The 20,265-nt window shown below is 67.5% G+C and carries 16 protein-coding genes; 7 read left to right on the forward strand and 9 right to left on the reverse strand.

Features of this window, described 5'->3' with window-relative positions:
* The first annotated feature begins 7 nt into the window (after positions 1-7).
* Positions 8-646 carry a pyridoxamine 5'-phosphate oxidase family protein gene (locus ACLJPD_RS26120; protein ID WP_410875628.1) on the forward strand — a complete coding sequence of 213 codons (639 nt, stop codon included), beginning with the start codon at positions 8-10 and terminating at the stop codon, positions 644-646.
* On the opposite strand, the gene ACLJPD_RS26125 is transcribed toward ACLJPD_RS26120, so the two are convergent.
* The gene (locus ACLJPD_RS26125) at positions 589-1,647 is read right to left on the reverse strand and encodes an SMP-30/gluconolactonase/LRE family protein (RefSeq protein WP_410875630.1); all 1,059 of its coding nucleotides are present in this window, start codon (positions 1,645-1,647) and stop codon (positions 589-591) included. The genes ACLJPD_RS26120 and ACLJPD_RS26125 overlap by 58 nt on opposite strands.
* On the opposite strand from ACLJPD_RS26125, the gene ACLJPD_RS26130 reads away from it, so the two are divergent.
* The gene (locus ACLJPD_RS26130; protein ID WP_410875632.1) at positions 1,640-2,386 is read left to right on the forward strand and encodes a M50 family metallopeptidase; all 747 of its coding nucleotides are present in this window, start codon (positions 1,640-1,642) and stop codon (positions 2,384-2,386) included. The two genes, ACLJPD_RS26125 and ACLJPD_RS26130, sit on opposite strands and share 8 nt — an antisense overlap.
* Here the strand turns inward: ACLJPD_RS26130 and ACLJPD_RS26135 are convergent.
* Together ACLJPD_RS26135 and ACLJPD_RS26140 are read right to left on the reverse strand one after the other, a co-directional pair.
* Positions 2,377-2,859 (reverse strand): gluconokinase, encoded by a 483-nt coding sequence (locus tag ACLJPD_RS26135; RefSeq protein WP_410876313.1) that lies wholly within the window; start codon positions 2,857-2,859, stop codon positions 2,377-2,379. The two genes, ACLJPD_RS26130 and ACLJPD_RS26135, sit on opposite strands and share 10 nt — an antisense overlap.
* A 93-nt stretch (positions 2,860-2,952) precedes the next feature.
* Entirely contained in the window at positions 2,953-4,992 is a 2,040-nt protein-coding gene (locus ACLJPD_RS26140; protein ID WP_410875633.1) for a CocE/NonD family hydrolase, read from the reverse strand.
* Positions 4,993-5,300: 308 nt separating this feature from the next.
* Here ACLJPD_RS26140 and ACLJPD_RS26145 point away from each other — a divergent pair, with 308 nt between their 5' ends.
* Complete coding sequence (locus ACLJPD_RS26145) at positions 5,301-6,047, forward strand: VOC family protein (protein WP_410875634.1); 747 nt, start codon at positions 5,301-5,303, stop codon at positions 6,045-6,047.
* A gap of 6 nt (positions 6,048-6,053) precedes the next feature.
* On the opposite strand, the gene ACLJPD_RS26150 is transcribed toward ACLJPD_RS26145, so the two are convergent.
* Both ACLJPD_RS26150 and ACLJPD_RS26155 read right to left on the reverse strand, forming a co-directional pair.
* Positions 6,054-8,048, reverse strand: a complete 1,995-nt coding sequence (locus ACLJPD_RS26150) for an alkyl/aryl-sulfatase (RefSeq protein ID WP_410876314.1) — start codon at positions 8,046-8,048, stop codon at positions 6,054-6,056.
* Positions 8,049-8,159: 111 nt separating this feature from the next.
* The gene (locus ACLJPD_RS26155) at positions 8,160-9,800 is read right to left on the reverse strand and encodes a PucR family transcriptional regulator (protein WP_410875636.1); all 1,641 of its coding nucleotides are present in this window, start codon (positions 9,798-9,800) and stop codon (positions 8,160-8,162) included.
* A 133-nt stretch (positions 9,801-9,933) separates the two neighbouring features.
* Between ACLJPD_RS26155 and pruA the strand changes: the two genes are divergently transcribed.
* The 4 genes from pruA to ACLJPD_RS26175 all read left to right on the forward strand — a co-directional run bounded on the left by pruA (position 9,934) and on the right by ACLJPD_RS26175 (position 14,756).
* On the forward strand, positions 9,934-11,580 hold the full coding sequence (gene pruA / locus ACLJPD_RS26160) for an L-glutamate gamma-semialdehyde dehydrogenase (protein ID WP_410875637.1): 1,647 nt from the start codon (positions 9,934-9,936) through the stop codon (positions 11,578-11,580).
* A complete protein-coding gene (locus tag ACLJPD_RS26165; RefSeq protein ID WP_410875638.1) occupies positions 11,580-12,545 on the forward strand; it encodes a proline dehydrogenase family protein in 966 nt (321 codons plus the stop codon). Before pruA ends, ACLJPD_RS26165 begins: the two co-directional genes overlap by 1 nt.
* Before the next feature lie 125 nt (positions 12,546-12,670).
* Complete coding sequence (locus ACLJPD_RS26170) at positions 12,671-14,098, forward strand: amino acid permease (protein WP_410875640.1); 1,428 nt, start codon at positions 12,671-12,673, stop codon at positions 14,096-14,098.
* Between the two features lie 34 nt (positions 14,099-14,132).
* Positions 14,133-14,756: a TetR/AcrR family transcriptional regulator gene (locus ACLJPD_RS26175; protein ID WP_410875642.1), complete on the forward strand. Its 624-nt coding sequence runs from the start codon at positions 14,133-14,135 to the stop codon at positions 14,754-14,756.
* On the opposite strand, the gene ACLJPD_RS26180 is transcribed toward ACLJPD_RS26175, so the two are convergent.
* The 4 genes from ACLJPD_RS26180 to ACLJPD_RS26195 form a co-directional block, all read right to left on the reverse strand.
* Positions 14,739-16,802 carry an AMP-binding protein gene (locus ACLJPD_RS26180; protein WP_410875644.1) on the reverse strand — a complete coding sequence of 688 codons (2,064 nt, stop codon included), beginning with the start codon at positions 16,800-16,802 and terminating at the stop codon, positions 14,739-14,741. The genes ACLJPD_RS26175 and ACLJPD_RS26180 overlap by 18 nt on opposite strands.
* A 310-nt stretch (positions 16,803-17,112) precedes the next feature.
* Positions 17,113-17,505: a hypothetical protein gene (locus ACLJPD_RS26185; RefSeq protein ID WP_410875646.1), complete on the reverse strand. Its 393-nt coding sequence runs from the start codon at positions 17,503-17,505 to the stop codon at positions 17,113-17,115.
* Positions 17,506-17,637: 132 nt separating this feature from the next.
* On the reverse strand, positions 17,638-18,474 hold the full coding sequence (locus ACLJPD_RS26190; protein WP_410875648.1) for a carbohydrate-binding protein: 837 nt from the start codon (positions 18,472-18,474) through the stop codon (positions 17,638-17,640).
* Between the two features lie 449 nt (positions 18,475-18,923).
* The gene (locus tag ACLJPD_RS26195) at positions 18,924-20,159 is read right to left on the reverse strand and encodes a cytochrome P450 (protein ID WP_410875650.1); all 1,236 of its coding nucleotides are present in this window, start codon (positions 20,157-20,159) and stop codon (positions 18,924-18,926) included.
* Between the last annotated feature and the right edge of the window lie 106 nt (positions 20,160-20,265).

Below are 20,265 nucleotides of genomic sequence, written 5' to 3' on the forward strand. Positions count from 1 at the left end.
GTGCGTCATGGGCAAGGTGTTCGACCGGATCGACGACAAGTTGCGGGCATTCATCACCGCACAGCCGATGTTCTTCATCGGCACCGCGCCCTCCGTCGGCGGCCACGTGAATCTCTCTCCCAAGGGCTATCGCGACACCTTCGCCGTGCTCGACGACCACACCGTCGCCTACCTCGATCTGTTCGGCAGCGGCTCGGAAACGATCGCGCACCTGCGCGACAACGGCCGGATCACCGTGATGTTCTGCTCGTTCACCCGCACCACGCGCATTCTTCGACTCTTCGGCGCCGGCCGTGTCGTTCGCCCCGACTCCGACGAATTCGACACGCTGCGTGCGCATTTCGGCCTCGAACACCCGGGGATTCGTGCGGTGGTGGTGATCTCGGTGGATCGGATCGCCGACTCGTGTGGCTGGTCGGTGCCGAAGATGGAGCTCGTCGAGGAGCGCTCCATCCTCGACGAGGCCCACACCCGCCGCACCGACGCCGACTTCGCCCGCCGTATCGCGGGCGACAACTCCACCAGCATCGACGGGCTGCCCGCGCTCGAACCGGACCATCCGGTGCCGTCCGCCGCACGGGGCCGAGGTCAGGTCGCCGGTACCGAGGTCACCGCGATCGCGGGTTCGGACAGGCTGCCGAGGTAGAGGGTGCCGTTGTGCTCGGCGACCGCGGTGACCAGCGCGTACTCGGTGCCCTCGCGCTGGAGGTCGTGGACGATGGTGCCGTCGAAGTCGAGCGCGAGCACCCAGACCGAGCGGACGGGCGCGGGCGTCAGGCTGTCGGGCAGCGCGTCGACAAGGCGTCGCACGATACCCGGGAGCGGGAACAGCCTGTCCAGCAACGGGTTCCGTGGCGAGACGATGCCGACCCAGACCAGGCCGTCGCTGCCGAGCAGCATGTTGTCGGGTGAGCCGGGCAGGTTCTCGACGAGGTGGTCCGTGGTGCCCGCGCGCGAACCGGTCAGCCAGTATCGCGTGATCCGGTAGGAGCCGGTCTCGGCGACCAGCAGACAGGATCGGTCCGGGGCGAGCACCACGCCGTTGGCGAATTGGAGGCCGTCGACGAGCACTTCGAGGTGTCCGTCCGGATCGCGGCGCACCAGCTGTCCGCTGCCGGAATGTTCGAGAATATCGGTCATCCACTTGTCGAAAGGCCACCGCCGGGTGCTGACCGAGAAGTAGATCGTGCCGTCTTCGTCGCGAATCACGTTGCTGGGGAACGCGATCGGGACACCGTCGAGCTCCCCGACGACGACTTCCAGTTCGGCGCCCGCCTCGGCCAGCCGCAGGATTCCTCGACCCGCGACGCAGATCAGCAGGGAGCCGTCGGCATCGGCGTGCATGCCCAGTGGCCTGCCACCGGCGTCGGCGATCCGCTCGACCGCACCACTGGCCGGATCGACGCGCCAGATCGCGCCGTCGTCGGTCCCGGTGACGAGCCGTCCGTCCGGCAGCACCACGATGTCCTCCGGGCCCTTGCCCGGCAAGGGCAGCAGTCGCGTCGGCGGCATCGGCGGATCGCTGTGGGTCTGCCGCGCACGAGCGGTGGGGCGCGGCGGATTCCAGCGGTGAGGGCGCATCTGCATGCCCATTGCTATCACGGCGGCGCACGAGCCCGCCGACGGATACAGTGCGGCGGTGAACACCGGATCCGCCAGCTCGTTCCTCGATCGTCTCCTCGCGCCCCAGCCCGCGCCCGCCTGGTGGTTGGTGCTCGCCACCGCGGCGGTGGCGTTGATCTTGGTCGGCTACCGCCCGTTATGGCGGCTGACCAGGGCCGCGGTGACCGTCGCGCACGAGGGCGGGCACGCGTTGATCGCGCTGCTCACCGGGCGCAGGCTGCACGCGATCACCCTGCACACCGACACGTCGGGGCTCACCGTGTCGAGCGGTAAACCAACGGGTCCCGGCATGATTCTCACCGCGGCGGCCGGATATCCGGCGCCCGCGCTGCTCGGGCTCGGCTATGCGGCACTGCTCGGGACGGGCCGGGTGACGGTGATGCTGTGGGCGACTCTGGTGATGCTGGCCGCGGTGCTGATCAAGGTGCGCAATATGTACGGGCTGCTGACCGTGGTGGTGCTCGGTGCGCTGGTGTTCGGGGTCTCGTGGTTCGGCAGCGATCTGCTGCAGGCCGCGTTCGCGTATCTGGCGGCGTGGTTCCTGCTGGCCGCCGCGGTGCGGCCGGTGTTCGAACTGCAACGCGGTCGCCGCAGGCAACCGGGGCGCACCGATTCCGATGCCGATCAGCTGGCCCGGTTGACGCACCTGCCCGCGGTGCTCTGGGTGTTGTTCTTCACCGCCGTCTGCCTGGCAGCTCTCGTGTTCGGCGCGATGCTGATGCTCGCGCCCGTCGAAGAGTTGCATCCCCTGCTTCAGCGGTGACCGGCGATCCAGTAGTCGACGGACTCGGTGACGAGCGCACTCGGCGGCTGCAACGCGTTGAGGGTGATGCCCGATTCATCGGACTGCAGCGGTTCGAGGGTGTCGAGCTGGGAATCCAGCAGGATCGTCGGCATGAAGTGCCCGAGTCGCCCGGTCATCCGGCGCAGTAGTTCCTCGCGGGTGGCTGCCAGGTGCACGAAATAGATGTTCGGCGCCTGGGCTCGCAGCCGGTCGCGATAGACGCGCCGCAGCGCCGAGCAGGTCGCTACCCCGCCGGTTTCCTGATGTTCGGCGAGCCACGCCGCGACGGTGTCGAGCCAGGGCAGCCGGTCCTCGTCGGTGAGCGGGGTACCGGCGGCCATCTTCTCGATATTGGCCAGCGGATGGAAGTCGTCACCTTCGGCATACGGGACTTCGAGCCGGTCGGCGGTCAGCGCGCCGACGGTCGTCTTCCCACATCCCGACACCCCCATCACCACGATGACAGGTTCGACCACAGCGACCTCCTCGTCCGAAACCTCTTCGCAGCATGCCTGCTCGATCGAGGGTAGCGGCGGCGGCATCGGTCAGGGAATCGGTCGGTCGGTCGGCAGGTTGACGAAGCTCGGTGCCGCGGGGTCGAGCCGCACGTGCTGGGGCTCGAGGCCGCTGGCGTCGAGCATCGGCCGAAACGGCAGTGCCTTGGGCGCGTTGCCCGCGAACACGTCGATGCGCAGCCGGTGTCCCGGGGCCAGCACCGCCTGGGTCGGGATGACGGCGACGTCGATGTCGATGGGTGCGCCGGGTTCCACCGGGAGCAGTCGGTCGACGGTGAGCGGGTTGAAGGGCGCGGTGAAGTCGCCGTTGATCGAGCGCGCGCTGCGGCGTTCGTCGACGGCGCGCATCGACGAGGTGAGCTGGCCGGTCGTGAGCACTGTCGACGTGCCGTCGGGTGCCACGTCGTTGACGGTGACGTTCCAGAATCCGTCGGTGGCATCGTGAATGGTGTTGAGCCGCACGTTGATCGGGCCGGAGATGACGGTCTGTTCGGCCAGCGGCGCACTGGTGAAGGTGAGCCCGTTGCGTTCGGCGATGCGCGAGTCCTTCGCGCAGGTGTCGAAGGCGGCTGTCATGCCCGCCGAACCCTGCGCCGCGTCACGCGAGCACATCTGATTCAAACCCGGTGCGACGGTAAGAGTTTCGGTAGTAGCCGGACCCGTCGCGCTCAGCGATCCGTCGTGCAGGCTGTCCTCGGTGCTGCCGCTGGGCGCGGCGGACAGGTAGACGCGGCGATGTGTGACACCCGGCTGCGGAAACTCCCGCAGCGTCACCCAACTGCCGCCCTGCTGTTTTACCGTGACGGGGCCGAATCCTTCGACGCCGCTGTCGATGTCCTTGAGCCACCTGTCGAACCAGGCCCGCTGCAGCACGTCCAGGCGCGGCGGAGCGCCCGGAACACCGGTGCCCGCACCGGGATTGGCGTGATAGGTGTCGCCGACGATCAGCTGTTTGCGCCCAGCGGGCAGCGGGATCTGTTCGTAGAGTTTGGTGGCGCTGTTGGCGAAGATGTCGTGCCAGCCGCCGTAGACGAACGTCGGTACCGTGACATTCTCGGGGTGGCCCATGATCGCCTCACGGAAGGCCGAGGTGTCGTCGAGCGCGCCGTCGAGCGCGGGCGGCATATTCGACAGCGAGGGCGTGAGCAGCGACTGGGCGAGCAGGTCGAAGTTGGTGGTCGGGTCGGCGAGCCGGTCGTTGAACCAGGTCCAGTCGAAGCTGCCGTCGACCATGGAGGCCACGTCGGGGACGAGTTTGAGCTGGTTGACCGAGTTCAGCCACAGCGGAAGGAACGTGGTACCGACGCCGCCGCCGGGGGCGACCACGTCACGCATGAGATCGCTGCCGGGCTCGACCGGGAAGATCGCCTGCAGCGCGGGCGGGGCGTTCTCGGCGGCACGCAACTGGTTGATGCCGGAGTAGGAGCCACCGCTCATGCCGATCCGCCCGTTCGACCACGGCTGATGTGCCGCCCAGTCGATCACTTCACGGGTATCGAGCTGTTCACGTGCGCCGAGGGTGTCCCATTTGCCCTGTGACAGACCGGTTCCGCGCACATCGGCGACGACGACGGTGTAACCGGCGCGCACGAGCTTGCGGTCGACGCCGAGCATCGTCTGGATCATGCCGCCGTCCAGTGCCTGCATGAGGTCACCGAAACCGCTGATCGGAGTGGTGGACAGGTTCAGCCTGCGCACGATGTCGACGGCGGTGGATTGCAGGCCCGGGATGGCGGCGGCCGATTCGATCAGCCCGGTCATGAGTTTCGAATAGGGCGTGAGACTGACGATCACCGGAAGCGGTTTCTGCTCGATCACCCCCGCGGCATCGGCGGGGCGGTAGACGTCGGCCTTGAGCACCACGCCGTCGCTCATCGTGAGCTGGACGCCGCGCTCGACCCGCACCTCGGGGTAGGCACCCGGACCGTCGTGCAGCGCGGTCCACTGCGCGGCAGGCGCGTCCGGGGGCTGCCCGCCCGCGGGACCACCGCCGCAGCCGAGCACGACGGCGACCGCGAGGATCGTCACCAGTATCCGGACGAACCCGCGTTCCGAATGTCTTCCCACCATGAATCGCTCCCGACCGGTTCGTTCGTCTCCACCGTTGACCGAGCCACCGCACGATCGGCGCGAGAAACATAACAGTGGTAACGAGTTAGCCGGGTGAGCGTCGGACCGCTCGGACTGTCGCTGTGAACATGCGTTGTTCCAGTTCAGCGGGGTTCCGGATGCTCCTTCTTGTCGGTGGCCGGTGGTTGACTTGGCTCATGCCGGTGCGATCGGGGCCGGTCTTCATCCATCGCCGAGGAGGACATTCGACAATGCCGACACGCGACGAAGCTTGGCCGCAGGGAACTCCCTGCTGGATCGACTGTCAGGTGGACGACACCACCGCCGCCCGCGACTTCTACAGCGCGCTGTTCGGCTGGGAAGTCCAGGACGGCCCCGCCGATGCCGGCGGGTATCTCATGGCCACGCTCGACGGCCGACCTGCGGCGGGCATCGGCCCGAAACCCGAAGCAATGGGCGCGATGCCGTCGGTCTGGACGACCTACTTCGCGGCCAAGCGCGCCGACGAGATCGCCGAACGGGTGAGCACCTCGGGCGGGCAGGTGATGATGGCACCGTTCGACGTGCTCGACGTGGGGCGCATGTTCATCGCCGCCGACCCCGCGGGCGGCGTGTTCGGCGTGTGGGAAGCCAAGGCGCACAACGGCTCCGGCATCTTCAACCAGCACGGCGCCTACTGCTGGAACGAACTGCACACCCCCGCCTACGAGCAGGCGCACGAGTTCTACACCAAGGTGTTCGGCTGGCAGTACACCGAGATCGGTGACGGGGCGAACCTCACCTACTCCACCTTCGCGCTGCCCGGCGACAGCCACGAGGTCGGCGGCATCATGGACGCCTCGGCCATGAACACCCCGCCCTACTGGCTCACCTGGATCCAGGTCGACGGCGCCGACACAGCCCTGGCCACGGCCACCGAACTGGGTGCCTCGGTGATCATGGGCCCCGATGACAGTCCCTTCGGCCGGACGGGCATTCTGCAGGCGCCCCAGGGCGAGGTGTTCGGCGTGATCGACCCGACCAAGGCGGTCGGCGAGGTGCCCACCGGGACCTGACAATCGTTACGGCGTGACGATGGCGAAGTTCGGGTCCGGCTTGTCGATCACGCCCGGCAACTTGGTCAATGCGGTGGCATCGCCGTCGATGGCGATGTCACCGTCGATCACGCCCTTCTTCATGTCGGCCCCGCCGACGAGGGTGCGGATCAGTACCGGGCGGGTCAGCGCGACCGTGGCGTCGGCTGCGGGCAGGTCGTCACCGGGAAACCGGTCGTAGTGCACGAGCACGCCGTTGCGGAGCTCGGTGCGATGAATTCGGTTGTTCTCGTCGCTGATCCGCCAGTCGACGGTCATCCGGACCTCCCACGCCTCGGGTCCGTTGATCCGCAACGACACCGCGTCGAACACCTGGTCCACGCTGAGCGCCGCGGCCATCCCTGTCGAATTCGCCGTCGTCGGGGTACCGAAGGCGCCGTTGCGCAATTCGTGGGCGCCGCTGAGATAGAAGTTGCGCCAGGTAGCGTTCTCCGCGCCGTAGGCGAGTTGCTCGAAGGCGCTGGCCTGCAAGTCTTTTGCCGTCTTGTTGGTGGGGTCGGCGAAGATCACGTAGTTCACCAGTTGCGCGACCCAGCGGTAGTCGGCGGCGTCGTAGGCCTGTTGCGCGGTCTGCAGTGCCGCATCGGCACCGCCCATCGCCTCGACGTGGCGGCGAGCGCTCTCCACCGGCGGGTGTTCCCACAGGTGCGCCGGATTGCCGTCGAACCAGCCCATGTACCGCTGGTAGACGGCCTTGACGTTGTGACTGACCGAGCCGTAGTACCCGTGCGTCGACCATGACGCGGTCAGCGCGGGCGGCATCTGCACCATCTCGGCGATCTCGGCGCCGACGTAGCCCTGGTTCAGCAGCCGCAACGTCTGATCGTTGAGGTAGCCGTACATATCGCGCTGCACCGACAGGAACTCCACGATCCGATCGGTCCCCCAGATCGGCCAGTGGTGCGACGAGAACACCAGATCGGACCGGCGGCCGTAGCGGTTGATCGAATCGGTGAGATATTTCGACCAGACATGCGGGTCGCGCACCAGCGCACCGCGCAGGGTGACGATGTTGTGCATGGTGTGCGTGGCGTTCTCCGCCATACACAGGATGCGCCGGTCGGGGAAGTAGAAGTTCATCTCCGACGGCGCTTCGGTGCCAGGGGTCAGCTGGAAGACCATCCGCACACCGTCGACGATCTCTTCCTGATCGGTGCGGGTGATGTCGAGGGTCGGCGGGATCAGGGTGACGGTACCGACCGAGGTGGTCGGACCGAGACCTGCGCTCACCTGCCCTTTCGCGCCGCGGGGCAGTGCGGCCCCGTACATGTAGGCGGCGCGTCGTGCCATCGCGGTGCCGGTGTAGATGTTCTCGGCGACCGCGTGCTCGAGGAAACCGACCGGCGCGATCACCGGGCAGCGGCCTGCCGCCACATCCTGCGGGGTGATCACGCCGTAGCTGCCGCCGAAGTGGTCGACGTGGGCGTGTGAGTAGATCAGGCCGGTGACCGGCCGATCGCCACGATGCTTGCGGTAGAGCGCGAGACCGGCCGCCGCGGTCTCGGCGGAGATGAGGGGATCAATGACGATCACCCCGGTTCTGCCCTCGATCAACGTCATGTTCGACAGGTCGAGGCCACGGATCTGATAGAAGCCGGGCGCGATCTCGTAGAGGCCCTGCTTGACGACGAGCTGGCCTTGGCGCCACAGGCTCGGGTTCACCGACTGCGGACAGGAGCCGGCGAGGAAGTCGTAGGAGTCGCTGTCCCACACCACTTTCCCCGACGGATCGGTCACCTTGCCCGGTTCGAGGGCGGCGATCCAGCCGCGGTCGGCGTCGGCGAAGTCAGCGGTGTCGCCGAACGGCAAGCTGTCGGCCAGCGCGCGGTTGGCATCGAGGATGGCCTTCGTCGGCTCGGTCTGGGTGCTCGACGGGGTGACTCCGCCGGGTTGGTCACCACAACCGGTGACGGTCGCGCCGACCGCGACCGCCGCGACCGCGCCTGCTCCGACACCCAGCATCCCGCGCCGCGACAGCTCGCCGCGACCTCCGTCTGCACTGTTCACCACTGCTCCTCCACTTCACAACCGTTCACCTCGAACGACTATTGCAGACTAACTGCAATAACTGTGTCAGCTCTGAGCAATCGAAATATTCGGTAGCGCGGCCAGCTGAATGTCGAGCAACAGCCGATCCCCGGGATCACTCAGATCGATGCCGAGGACGGTCTCCACCCGCCGCAGCCGATAGCGCAGCGTGTTCGGATGCACGCGCAACGCGGCCGCAGCGACGCGCACCTCTCCATGCGCCCGCAGATACGTCTGAACCGATGTCCGCAAATCGGCGGAGTGGGCTCGGTCGTAGGTGTCGAGGGCGGCCAGGCGTGGATCGTGCAGGCGCGGGCGCTCGCGGATCAGCTCCATGATCTCGGCCAGCAGCACCGCGGTCCTGGCATCGGCCAGCGTGGCGACCCGGCTGCCCGAAGGGTCGGCGACGGGACTGTCCAGCACCCGGTCGACCTCGGCGCGCGCGCCCGCGACCGCGGTCAGGTCGGCGACCGGTGCGGCGATGGCGGCCCGGACCACCAGTGCGCGCGTCTGCTCGAGCTGGGCGACCAGCTTGCGCACCCACGAACCGACGCCGCGCTCGGAGTGGTAGCCGGGCAGCAGGACATAGACCCGCTCGCCGATCGACTCGGTGACCGAATCATCACGGAAAGCGCTGGCGTGCAATCGGATCAAACCACTGGACGCGGCCAGATCGGCGGCGGGACCGACCGGCGCGATGCCGATCACCGCGGCGGGACCGCTCGTCGCCAGGTTCAGCGCGGCGGCGACCGAGGGCACGTCGACGCCGTCACCGTGCGCACCGAACAGCCTGCGCACGAGCAGGGCCTCGGTCGACGGCGCGTCCAGCCGGCGCGCGATGATCCTGGCCGCCACCGCCGATGCCCCACGCAAAACCTGCGCCGCGTCGGGCCGTAGCGGCCCCGCGCCCTGCTGCAACCAGATGGTCCCGAGCATTCTGGATTGCGCACCCTCGGCGCCACGCCGGATGCCGACGACGAGTCTGCGCCGGATATCGAGCTCGGGATGTTCGGGCACGTCGACGACCTCATCACTGCACCGCACCCGGTCGAACACACCCCACTCGCGCAGGATCCGCAGATAGTCGCTCGGGCCTTCCCGGCCGAGGATGGACTGGATGCGCAACCGGTCGGCCGACGCGTCCGAGGCCGAGTAGGCCAGCACGTGGGACTGGGGATCCTCGATGGAAACCATGCCGCCGGTTTCCCTGGCCAACACCTGAGCGAGCCCGAACAGGTCGGTGTCGGGGGCGAGCAGGTCGTGCTCGTCGGACGCGGCGCGCTGACCGGGTGAGCGGGCCAGCATCCGGCGGATCAGCGAGAACACCTGATCCCAGCGAGCCTGCCGGTGGACGTGCACCAGCGCGACGCCGACGGCGTGCGCGGCGGCGCGCACCGCGGGCGAGTCGTTGGCGCTCTTGGTCATCAGCACGCGCGGCCGCTGGGCGGGGTCGCGGTCGCCGAGCTCGCGCAACCAGCGCGCGGTGGTGGCGGAATCGACGCCGACCAGCAGGTACACCTCGGGCAGCGCACCCTCGCCGTCGAGGTGTTCGGGCAGGTCGGCAGGCTCGGCCAGCGCCACTGTCCGCACTGCGACCTCATGGCCCGCGGGCGCGTCGACCAGGGTCGCGACGGTGTGGTCGAGGGCGGCGAGCAACTCGCGCAGCGTGGTATCTCCGTCGGACATCGAGCACCTCCGTTATTGGCCGATCGGACAACCTACTGCCCGCATCTTCATCCGATCAGATGATTATCGCTCCGACCGATCGGTGTTGACTACGTCACATCCCGCTATCCGCCACGACGCAGGAGCCGCACCCATGGACGCCATCGCGACCACCCCGCCGCCCGTCAACGAACCCGTCGGCACCTTCGCTCCGGGAAGCCCCGAACGCGCCCGTCTACAGACCGCGCTCGCCGAGCTGTCCGCCTCCCCCACCGAGATCACCCACGTGATCGGCGGCCGCCACCTGCCCGGCGACGGCCCCGCCTTCGATGTGGTCCAACCGCACCGCCATGCCGCCGTCCTCGGCACCCTGCGGGACGCGAGTACCGCCGAAACCGCCGCCGCGGTCGAGGCCGCGTGTGCCGCGGCCCCCGCCTGGCAGACGATGCCGTTCGACGACCGCGCCGCGATCTTCCTGCGCGCGGCCGACCTCCTCGCCGGGCCGTGGCGCGAGAAGATCGCCGCCGCGACGATGCTCGGGCAGTCGAAGTCCGCCTATCAGGCCGAGATCGACGCACCCTGCGAACTGATCGACTTCTGGCGCTTCAATGTCTCCTTCGCCCGCGAGATCCTCGCCGGGCAGCCCATCTCCTCGCCGGGCGTGTGGAACCGGATGCAGTACCGCTCGCTGGAGGGGTTCGTCTACGCGGTGACCCCGTTCAACTTCACCGCGATCGCGGGCAATCTGCCCACCGCGCCCGCGCTGATGGGCAATACCGTGGTGTGGAAGCCCGCCAGGAGCCAGGCGGTGGCGGCCTACCTGACGATGCAACTACTCGAAGCCGCGGGACTGCCACCGGGCGTGATCAACCTGGTCAACGGGCCCGGCCCGGTGATCTCCGATGTCGTGCTGGCCGATCCGCGATTGGCGGGCGTACATTTCACCGGGTCGACCGCCACCTTCCAGCACCTGTGGCGCGAGGTGGCGCAACGGTTGGACGGATACCGCACGTATCCGCGGCTCGTCGGTGAGACCGGCGGCAAGGACTTCGTGCTGGCGCATCCGTCGGCCGATCCGGCGGTGCTCACCACCGCGCTGGTACGCGGCGCGTTCGACTATCAGGGACAGAAGTGTTCGGCCGCCTCACGCGCGTTCATTCCGCGCTCGGTGTGGGCGACGATGTCGGACGACTTGATCGAGCGGACGTCGAACCTGCGCTACGGCGATGTCACCGATTTCACGAATTTCGGTGGGGCACTGATCGATCGACGTGCCTTCGACCGCAATACCGCCGCACTCGAGCGCGCCAAGGCGACGCCGGGCCTGACCGTGGTGGCGGGCGGACACAGCGACGACAGCGTCGGCTGGTTCGTCGACCCGACGATCGTGGTCGGTGACGATCCGGCCGACGAGATCTTCGGCACCGAGTACTTCGGCCCGATCCTGGCGGTACACGTCTACGACGACAGCACCCCGACAGCTTTCGCCGACGCCATGGACCTCGTCGACAGCGGCAGCCCGTACGGTCTCACCGGCTCGATCATCGCGCAGGACCGCACCGCGATCACCGAGGCGACCGATCGGCTCACCTTCGCCGCAGGCAACTTCTACATCAACGACAAACCGTCCGGGGCGGTCGTCGGCCAGCAGCCGTTCGGCGGCGCACGCGCGTCCGGCACCAACGACAAGGCCGGTTCCCCGCAGAATCTGCTGCGCTGGACCTCCGCGCGCACGATCAAGGAAACCTTCGTTCCGCCCACCGAACACAGTTACCCCCACCAGGCACCGGAGGCGCGCTGATGTCCGCTCTGCTGCGTTCGACCATGCTCGCCGCCGCGCGCTCACCGCGCCTGGAACGCACCGTCACCCGGCTGCCGGTCAGTCGGGCGGTGGTGGCCCGCTTCGTCGCGGGCACCACCGCGGAGCAGGCCGTGCGTGCCACCGAAGCACTGTTGAGCTCGGGGCGTTTCGTCAGCATCGACTATCTGGGTGAGGACACCACCGACCTGGCCAGCGCCGAGGCGACCGTCGCCCAGTACCTCACCCTGATCGCCGCGCTCGGCGAACTTCCCCAGGCCGACGTGGCGACGGGAGCTGTTCGGCCACTGGAGGTTTCGGTGAAGCTCTCCGCTCTCGGACAGGACCTACCGAGCGACGGTCACGCGATCGCCCGCGAGCACGCCCGCCGGATCTGCGCCGCCGCCGAAGCCGCCGGTGTGTGGGTCACCGTCGATGCCGAGGACCACACCACCACCGACTCGACGCTGTCGATCGTGCGCGAACTGCGCGTGGACTATCCGTGGCTGGGCACCGTGTTGCAGGCCTACCTGCGCCGCACCGAGGACGACTGCCGCGCCATGGCAGGCCCCGGGTCGCGAATCAGGCTGTGCAAGGGCGCCTATGACGAACCCGAGTCGGTCGCCTTCCGCGACAAGGCCGAGGTCGACGCGTCGTATCTGCGCTGCCTCGGCGTGCTCACCGCGGGCGCGGGTTATCCGATGGTCGCCTCGCACGACCCGGCCGTGCTCACCGCGGCCGCGGTGGGTGTGCGGGCGGCGCAGCGCAAGACCGAGGAGTACGAGTACCAGATGCTGTTCGGCATTCGCGCCGATGAACAGCAGCGACTCGCCGCCACGGGCAACCATGTGCGCGTGTATGTCCCCTACGGTGACCAGTGGTACGGGTACTTCATGCGCAGGCTGGCCGAAAGGCCTGCCAACCTCGGATTCTTCCTGCGCGCGCTGGTCGGCGGGCACCGAAGATGACCGGCTTGCCGAACAATCATTGCCGCTGAACATTATTCACTCTCGATGCCCGTGGTCTCGGGTGGCGGTGTACTCGGATGAGCTCACCGTGACGCGACGGCGAGCGCCGATGGAAGGAAAAGCGAATGTCGTTCGCAGAGTTGCGCACCCAGATGTTGCGCCGCAAACCGATGACAGAGGTCGACGACGAGACACCCAGCGACGAGCGCCTGGCCAAAACGCTCGGTCTCTGGCAGCTCACCGCCATCGGTGTCGGCGGCATCATCGGCGCGGGCATCTTCACCCTGGCGGGCTCGGTCGCGCACTCGGTCACCGGTCCGGCGGTACTGATCTCGTTCCTGATCGCCGGTGTCGCCAGTGCCGCTGCGGCGCTGTGTTACGCCGAATTCGCGGGCATGGTCCCGAAAGCCGGCTCGGCCTACACCTATGGCTACGTCTCGCTGGGTGAGCTGGCGGGCTGGTTCATCGGCTGGGATCTGCTGCTCGAATACATCGCGGTGGCGGCGGTGGTCGCGATCGGTGTGTCGGGCTACTTCGGGTTCCTGCTCGACCAGGTCGGGCTGACCCTGCCGGAGTGGATGCTCGGCGCGCCCGATACCGGTGACGGCCGGGTGGTCGACCTGTTCGCGGTGCTGTTCTGTCTCGGCACCGCGTGGGTTCTCTCCCGCGGTATCGGCAGCGTCGGCCGATTCGAGACTGTGGCGGTCGGCATCAAGGTTGCCCTGGTCGTGCTCATCGTGGTGCTCGGTGTGTTCCACATCGACAGCGCCAACTACGACCCCTACTTCCCCTTCGGCACCGGTGCGGTGTGGACGGGCGCGGCAACGGTGTTCTTCGCGGTCTTCGGCTACGACGCCATGAGCACCGCGGCCGAGGAATCCATCGACGGGCGCAAGCATCTGCCGAAGGCGATCATCTACTCCCTCGCCATCGCCATGGTGCTCTACGTGCTGTGCACGCTAGTGCTCACGGGCATGCAGAAGTACACCGAAATCAGCCCCACCAGTGGTTTCTCCACCGCGTTCGAGTCGGTCGGGATGCCCGGCGTCGCCAACATCATCGCCGTCGGCGCGATCGTCGGCATCATCACCGTGGTACTCACCTTCATGCTCGGTGTCACCAGGGTGTGGTTCGCGATGAGCCGCGACGGGCTGCTGCCCCTCTGGTTCGCCAAGACCCACCCCACCCGCAAGGTGCCGACCAGGGTCACCTGGATCGTCGGCTTCGGCGCGGCGATCCTGGCCGGTGTGCTACCGATCAACACCGTCGCAGAGCTCACCAATATCGGCATCCTGATGGCCTTCATCGTGGTGTGCATCTCGGTGATCGTGTTGCGGCGCACCAGGCCCGACGCCCCGCGCTCGTTCAAGCTGCCACTCATGCCGGTGATCCCGCTGATCGGCATCGGCTTCTCGGCGTACCTGATCTGGTCGCTGCCGTGGGAGACCTGGGTGCGGTTCGCCGGTTGGCTCGCGGTCGGCTTGATCGTGTATTTCGCCTATTCGCGCAAGCATTCGGTGATGAACCGGACCGCACCGGAGCCGAGCAAGTAGGTCAGCAGCGACCGGGCTGTGCTGTGATGGGTCCATGAGATCGGGGCACGAGGCCGACGCGGCGAGCGCGAGCAAGACGCGTTCGCCGCGTCGGCGCGATCCGGCGAAGACACGCGAAGCCATCATCGACGGACTGCTCGCCGCCATCACCGCGGGCGATTTCGCGCCGACCGCGCGTACGATCGCCGCCCGGGCTGGCAGTTCCGAACGCAGCGTTTTCGTCCATTTCCCCGACCGCGAGGCCTTGCTCGTGGCGGCGGCCGACCGCCAATCCGAGATGGTCGAGGCGTGCCTGGTCACTCCGGATCCGTCGGCTGCCCTGGCCGAGCGGATCACGGTCGCGGTCGGGCAGAGCGCCGCGATCTTCGACCTGCAGCGCGTGCCACGGCTGCCGGGCCTGCAGGAATCCCGATCGATCGCCGCGATCGACGCACGGTTGCGGCGTACCGACGAACGCATCCGCGCCGTGCTCGCCGCGCTGTTCGCACCCGAACTGTCCCACCCCGACGGTGCGCTCGACGACGGGCTCCTCGACCTGGTCGACGGCACCCTCGCCTGGCCGATGCGACACCATCTGCAGGACCGGCGCGGACTGTCGCGCGAGCAGGCGTCGGCGACGATCGAGCGCGCGGTGCGGTTGCTACTCGCTCAGCGGTGACCCCGGCACGAGCACCCGCTTGAGGATCTTGCCGGTCTCCCCCCGCGGCAGCGCGGACAGGAACGTGACGTCGCGCGGGACCGAGAACCGGCTCAACCGGTTGCGGATGTAGGTCCGCACCATGTCCGAATCCAGGCCCGCCCCTTCGCGTTTCACCACGAACGCGGCCAGTCGCTGACCGAACTCCCGGTCGGGAACGCCGACGACGGCGACTTCGCTGATCTGCGGCAGATGCGCGAGTGCCTCCTCGACCGGGCGCGGGAAGACGTTCTCGCCGCCGGAGATGATCATCTCGTCGTCGCGGCCCGCCACGAACAGCCGTCCCGCGGCGTCGAGGTAGCCGAGGTCGCCGGTGTCGAGCATGCCGTCGGCTTCCTCCGGCGGCGCGGAGTTGACGTAGCCGTCGAACAGCATGTGGTTGGCGACGAAGATGTGCCCGGTGGAGCCGACCGGCACCGGACGCAGGTCGGGACCGAGCACCGCGACCCGGGTGCCCAGCGGCGGGCGACCCGCGGTCGTCGGCGAAACCCGCAGGTCGTCCGGGGTAGCGACGCTGGCCCACGACACCTCGGTCGAGCCGTACACGTTGTAGAGCACGTCGCCGTAACTGTCGAGAAATCGCAGCACGGTCGCTCCGGCCAGGGGTGCCCCACAGCTGACCACGAAGCGCAGGCACGACAGATCCAAGTCCGCGCGGACCTCCTCGGAGACCTCGAGCAGGCGTTCCACCATCGTCGGAACCACGATCAAGGTGGTGATCCGATGTTCGGCGACCGCGCGCAGGCAGTCCATCGCATCGAAACCGTCGGACAACACCACGGTGGCCCGCAGGGCGGTGCTGAGCTGCAAGCCGGCCAGACCCCAGGTGTGGAACAGCGGTGCGGGAATGAGCATCACCTCCTCCACGCGCAGCGGGATTCGCGAGAGCAGCGCGGCGATGGTGCCGAACCCCTTGGCATGCGGTCGGCGCGCGCCCTTGGGCGATCCACTGGTGCCGGAGGTGAGTACGATCAGCCTGCCGGGGTGGGCCGGGATCGGAAAGTCTTTGTGCGCCTGCGTGATCAGGTCATCGATGGTCGTGCGATCCGGATCGGGCGGGCAGTCGTCGGTGGTGTAGCGGGGAACCGCGCTGTGCAGGTAGCGGATCAATGTCTCCAACGCACCGTCGACGAAGACCGCGCTGAGGCGGTGCCGCTGCACGATCTCCTCGATCCGCCGACCCGACAGCCCGGCATTGAGCAGCGCTACGTCGACGCCGAGTTTGCCCGCGGCGACCATGGTTTCGACCATGCCCGCGTGATTGCGCGCCAACAGGCCGATCGCGTCACCCTTGCGCAGACCGATCGAGTACATCGCGGCGGCCAGCGCGGTGGATCGAGTGTCGACCTCGGCGAAGGTACGCTGCCCACCCGCATCGATCACCGCGAGCCGATCGGGTTCGTACGCCGCCCCCGCCGCGTAACCGCCGGCCAGGTTGAAGCCCCACTTCGACAGGGAACGCAGCTGTTTCACCATCGAGACGGGTTCGGGCCGCATCAGCCCGGTGGCCGCGATACTGCGCGCGACACCGGCGTTGCGGCGCACCATCGAACGTTCGGCATTGACCACCACCGAGGAACGGGTGCCCGCGATCGCATCCGAGGTGCGGCGCAGTCCCGCCTTCACCCAATCGGTGACCAGCGAGTTGCTGCCCTGCTCGAGCAGCGGATGCACCCGCGCAACGGCGAAGAGCGTGATCTCGAGCCTGGTCCGCTCCTGGTCGCCGCGCAATCGGATCGCGGCGAAACTACCGAGCACCGGACTGCGCAGTTCGAAACTCTCGTACCACCGGCCGATGACCAGGATGAACTCATGGGTCCGGATGCCGCCGCTGGCCGAGCCGACCCGGACCTGCCAGTGGACCGCTCCGTCGGGGCGCTCGACCGGTTCACAACTGCCGATACCGGTGAACATCCGCGGGTAGCTCTGGGGATCGAGCAGTACATCCCACAGTGCTTGACGCGCGATGGTGAAATCCGCGCTGACATCGATGACGTCGGTGACCAAACCTCGTGCTCTACTTCCCGTCGGCCTGTTCGACCCAGCTGGTCGGCGGGCAAAAATGGGCGCGGCGGTCGTTACCACCTCGCGGGACGCCACGCTACCCGGCGGCGGCGTGCATTTTGACCGTTTCGACCGGATTTTGGCTCGAGCGCCACACCTGTCGACATGGCCGATGTGAAAGTCTCCAACCGCTGCATACGGGACGAGGATGCCGAAGTACGGCCGGGCGGAGGAGGTCGAGGAGTCCATCGAGGTAGCGGTCCGACGACTGTGGCCCGGTTCGTGCGAACCGGGCCACAATGTTGTCGATCAGTCAGCCTCCGGTCACTACACAGGACTCCCCGAATCGGAAACCCCTGCCCACCGAGACGTTCGCGCCGCTGGCGATACCGTCCTGGACGGCGGTCAATGCGTGGGCGCCGGTGTAGGACGGCACCCAGTTGTACATGGCGACGCCGTCGGTCGGGGCGACCACGGCCAGGAGCGTGCCGTTGTCGTAGAACGCGACAGGAACGATGCCGACGCTGAGCCGAGCCAGCAACTGATGCGTGCATCCGGTACCGAAATTGGTTGCCGAGCCGACGCTGAGATTGGGCTTGACCGTCAGCTGCGAGACACCGGCCGAGGCCGTCGGCATGCCGAGTGTCGTGGCCAGCAATGCCGTCCCGATGGCAGCGACGGCACAGGCGAATTTCCTGTCACTCATATTTCACGTCCCTTGTGCTGCGGGGGCCGACCGAACGCGAGGCCGGCGAGTCGGTCCCATCCTCACCCCATCGTGGGACCGATGGTGGGAGAACACACGAAACGTTTCCGCCCGCCCGCCGCAACGCGCGAGCTATACCCGCGACCAGAGTGCGGGCGTGTTCGGCGGCGTCCAATTCGGGTCGTGGACGGTGTGTGCCTGCCTGCAGCTGTAGGTGGCACCCTGATAGGTGACCTTGTCGCCGATCGCGTAGGTGGCGCCGTGACGCCAGGCTGATCCCGCGGGAGCGGTCGTGGTGGGCGGGTGCTCGTGGCCCGGGGTGGTGGTGGCGGGCGGTTTCGTTGTCGTGACCGGGGGTTTCGTGGTTGTCGACGGCGGCGTGGTGGTGGGGGCCGGGGTCGTGGTCGGCCGGGAAGTGGTGGGCTTCGGTGTGGTCGTCGGTGGCGGTGTGCCCCCACCACCGCCCCCGATCTCCAGATCGACGCAGCTGTAGAAAGCGGCCGCGGTATCACCGATATTCCAGACCGCGCGCAATTTCTGACGGCCGGAATAGTTCGACAGATCGACGGTATGGGTCACTTCCATAGACGGCTGCGCGTTCTTTCCGTCGAACACGGCAATCCGGGTATTGCCGATGAAATATTCCCAATTCAACGTGCGATGATTCGCGGTGTTCTTCCAAGTGAAACTCGTACGGCCGGAAACTTTCTGCGGAATCCAGGCGAGGCTGTCGTCATCGAGTTCGGGATATTTGTTCGCACTGCAGTTGGTGAGCCCCTTCGAACCCTCCACACTCTGCGGTTCGTATTTCACCGCGCCGCAGGGCACGAGGCCGCGGGCGCATTGTTCCTGCCTACTCGCGGGTCCGGTCACCCAGCCGTGCGCATTGGCACTCCCGACCGGCACGAGCGCGGTGACAATGGGCGCCAGCGCGATCGCACCAGCAAAGAACAGAATTCGACTTCTCACTATCAATACTCCTTGGAAACGCACACGGAGGACGGCAGGGGCCGGCTTGCCGTCCGGGAAACATTTCGAGCGATGACACTGAACACTTCGATATCGAACTGTGATACCGAACATTAGAGCGGCGAAGATCAACCGTCAACCACTCCGGTAGCGAAAAATACTGCTACCGGCCGGTATTCGCGGACCGTTCGGCCGGTGTGCGAATTCAGCGAATAAATACGTTTCAGACCAACCGGTTCCCATGCGGAGCTAATGCCGAGTTATTCTCCCAGCTTCCGCAGGTGCGAAGATTTGCCAGCAGTTGTCGATAGGTAGCCATGTTGACAACAAGCCGACTTACCTACTGAGCGCGGGCGTCGTCTGAAGCAGGCGTGGCGAACTTTGCGCGACTCCTCCAAAATCCGCCGGAGACCTTCGGCGAGCGCATGCCAGGTCGAGCCGCATCACACTCAGCGGCGGGTAATGCGCAACGGCAGCGTCGCGTGGCGGCGGGCGAACAAGCTGGGCACCCACCGTGGCGGTTGCCCGTCTACGAGGCCGAACCGTTCGGTGCGTTCGAGGAGCATGGTGATCGCTGCGGTTGCCTCCAGTCGGGCCAGGGCGGAGCCGATGCAGAAGTGTGCGCCCGCGCCGAATGCCGCATTGGCACGTCCACGGGGCCGGGCCAGGTCGACGACGTCCGGGTCCGGGTAGACGGCGGGATCGCGATTGGCGGCTCCCCACAGCAACAGCAGGTGGCTGCCCGCGGGTAGATCGACGTCGGCGAGCTGCGCATCGGCCATGACGTGGCGGTGGTGGCCGCGGAAGGGCGACTCCAGGCGCAGCGCCTCGTCGAGGAATGCGGGGACGAGCTCGGGACGTTCGCGCAGACGGGCTTGCAGTTCGGGATCGGTGGCGAGCAGTCGGGCCGCCGAAGCGATCAGACCCGCCGTGGATTCCCCGCCGGCACCGATCAGCTGCACCACGATCAGCACCGCCTGTTGCTCGTCGATCTTGCCCGCCGCCACGGCCGCGACGAGCACCCCGAGCAGTGTCGTCGAATCATGTTCGGCACCGTGCTCTTTCGCGCCGGTGACCGCCAGGTACGCGTAGTGGGCGAGTTCAGCCGCCGAGGTGATCAGCGCAGCCATCCGCCCGTCGGCGACGATGCCGCCCAGCATCTCGGTGGAGTCGTAGGCCAGCGAGAGCAGCTTCGGCACATCAGCCGCGGGCAGGCCGACCAGTTCGGCGATCAGCGCGAGCGGCAATCGATCGGCGACGCCGGTGGCCCAATCGATCCGGTCGCCGTCGAGTTCCTCCGCCCACAGCTGTTCGGTGAGTGCGGTGACGACCGGACCCAGCGTGCGAATCCTCTTGGCCAGCGCGGGTCCGACGATGCCGCGGTGCGTGGCATGGACGTCGCCGTCGGCCGTGGCGAGCACGTGCAGACCCTGTCCGGTCGCGTCGAAATCGAAGGTCGTCGGCGCCGCGCCCGGCCGGGCGACGAGCACACCGGTCAGATGGGAGGAGAACTCCGCCGTGCGCCGAGTCGCCTCGATGACCGCGGCCCATGAGGCGACGAGGAAGAAGTCGGTGCCGGGCACTCGGTAGACGGGCGCTTGCTCACGCAGGGCGTGATACATCGGGTACGGGTCGTCGAGCACCGCCGCTCCGAACAGGTCGATCGCTGCGAGGTCTGTGGTCATGGCTGCCGCCTTCCTGGTCAGGCTGTCGGCGCTCACCGTGCACCGCTCAGAAGCACACGGTCAATGCCTGTCTCAGTGTGAGACAGAGTGCAGATCTCGCCCTCGC

It is taken from the genome of Nocardia sp. A7, from assembly GCF_046549215.1.
GTDB lineage: Bacteria > Actinomycetota > Actinomycetes > Mycobacteriales > Mycobacteriaceae > Nocardia.

Excerpts from the sequence above, each read along its gene's own strand:
- ACLJPD_RS26120 (WP_410875628.1), top strand. The coding sequence starts at position 8 with ATGGGCAAGGTGTTCGACCGGATCGACGACAAGTTGCGGGCATTCATC.
- ACLJPD_RS26135 (WP_410876313.1), bottom strand. The coding sequence starts at position 2,859 with ATGGGGGTGTCGGGATGTGGGAAGACGACCGTCGGCGCGCTGACCGCC.
- ACLJPD_RS26140 (WP_410875633.1), bottom strand. The coding sequence starts at position 4,992 with ATGGTGGGAAGACATTCGGAACGCGGGTTCGTCCGGATACTGGTGACG.
- ACLJPD_RS26150 (WP_410876314.1), bottom strand. The coding sequence starts at position 8,048 with ATGCTGGGTGTCGGAGCAGGCGCGGTCGCGGCGGTCGCGGTCGGCGCG.
- ACLJPD_RS26155 (WP_410875636.1), bottom strand. The coding sequence starts at position 9,800 with ATGTCCGACGGAGATACCACGCTGCGCGAGTTGCTCGCCGCCCTCGAC.
- pruA (WP_410875637.1), top strand. The coding sequence starts at position 9,934 with ATGGACGCCATCGCGACCACCCCGCCGCCCGTCAACGAACCCGTCGGC.
- ACLJPD_RS26165 (WP_410875638.1), top strand. The coding sequence starts at position 11,580 with ATGTCCGCTCTGCTGCGTTCGACCATGCTCGCCGCCGCGCGCTCACCG.
- ACLJPD_RS26170 (WP_410875640.1), top strand. The coding sequence starts at position 12,671 with ATGTCGTTCGCAGAGTTGCGCACCCAGATGTTGCGCCGCAAACCGATG.
- ACLJPD_RS26175 (WP_410875642.1), top strand. The coding sequence starts at position 14,133 with ATGAGATCGGGGCACGAGGCCGACGCGGCGAGCGCGAGCAAGACGCGT.
- ACLJPD_RS26185 (WP_410875646.1), bottom strand. The coding sequence starts at position 17,505 with ATGAGTGACAGGAAATTCGCCTGTGCCGTCGCTGCCATCGGGACGGCA.
- ACLJPD_RS26195 (WP_410875650.1), bottom strand. The coding sequence starts at position 20,159 with ATGACCACAGACCTCGCAGCGATCGACCTGTTCGGAGCGGCGGTGCTC.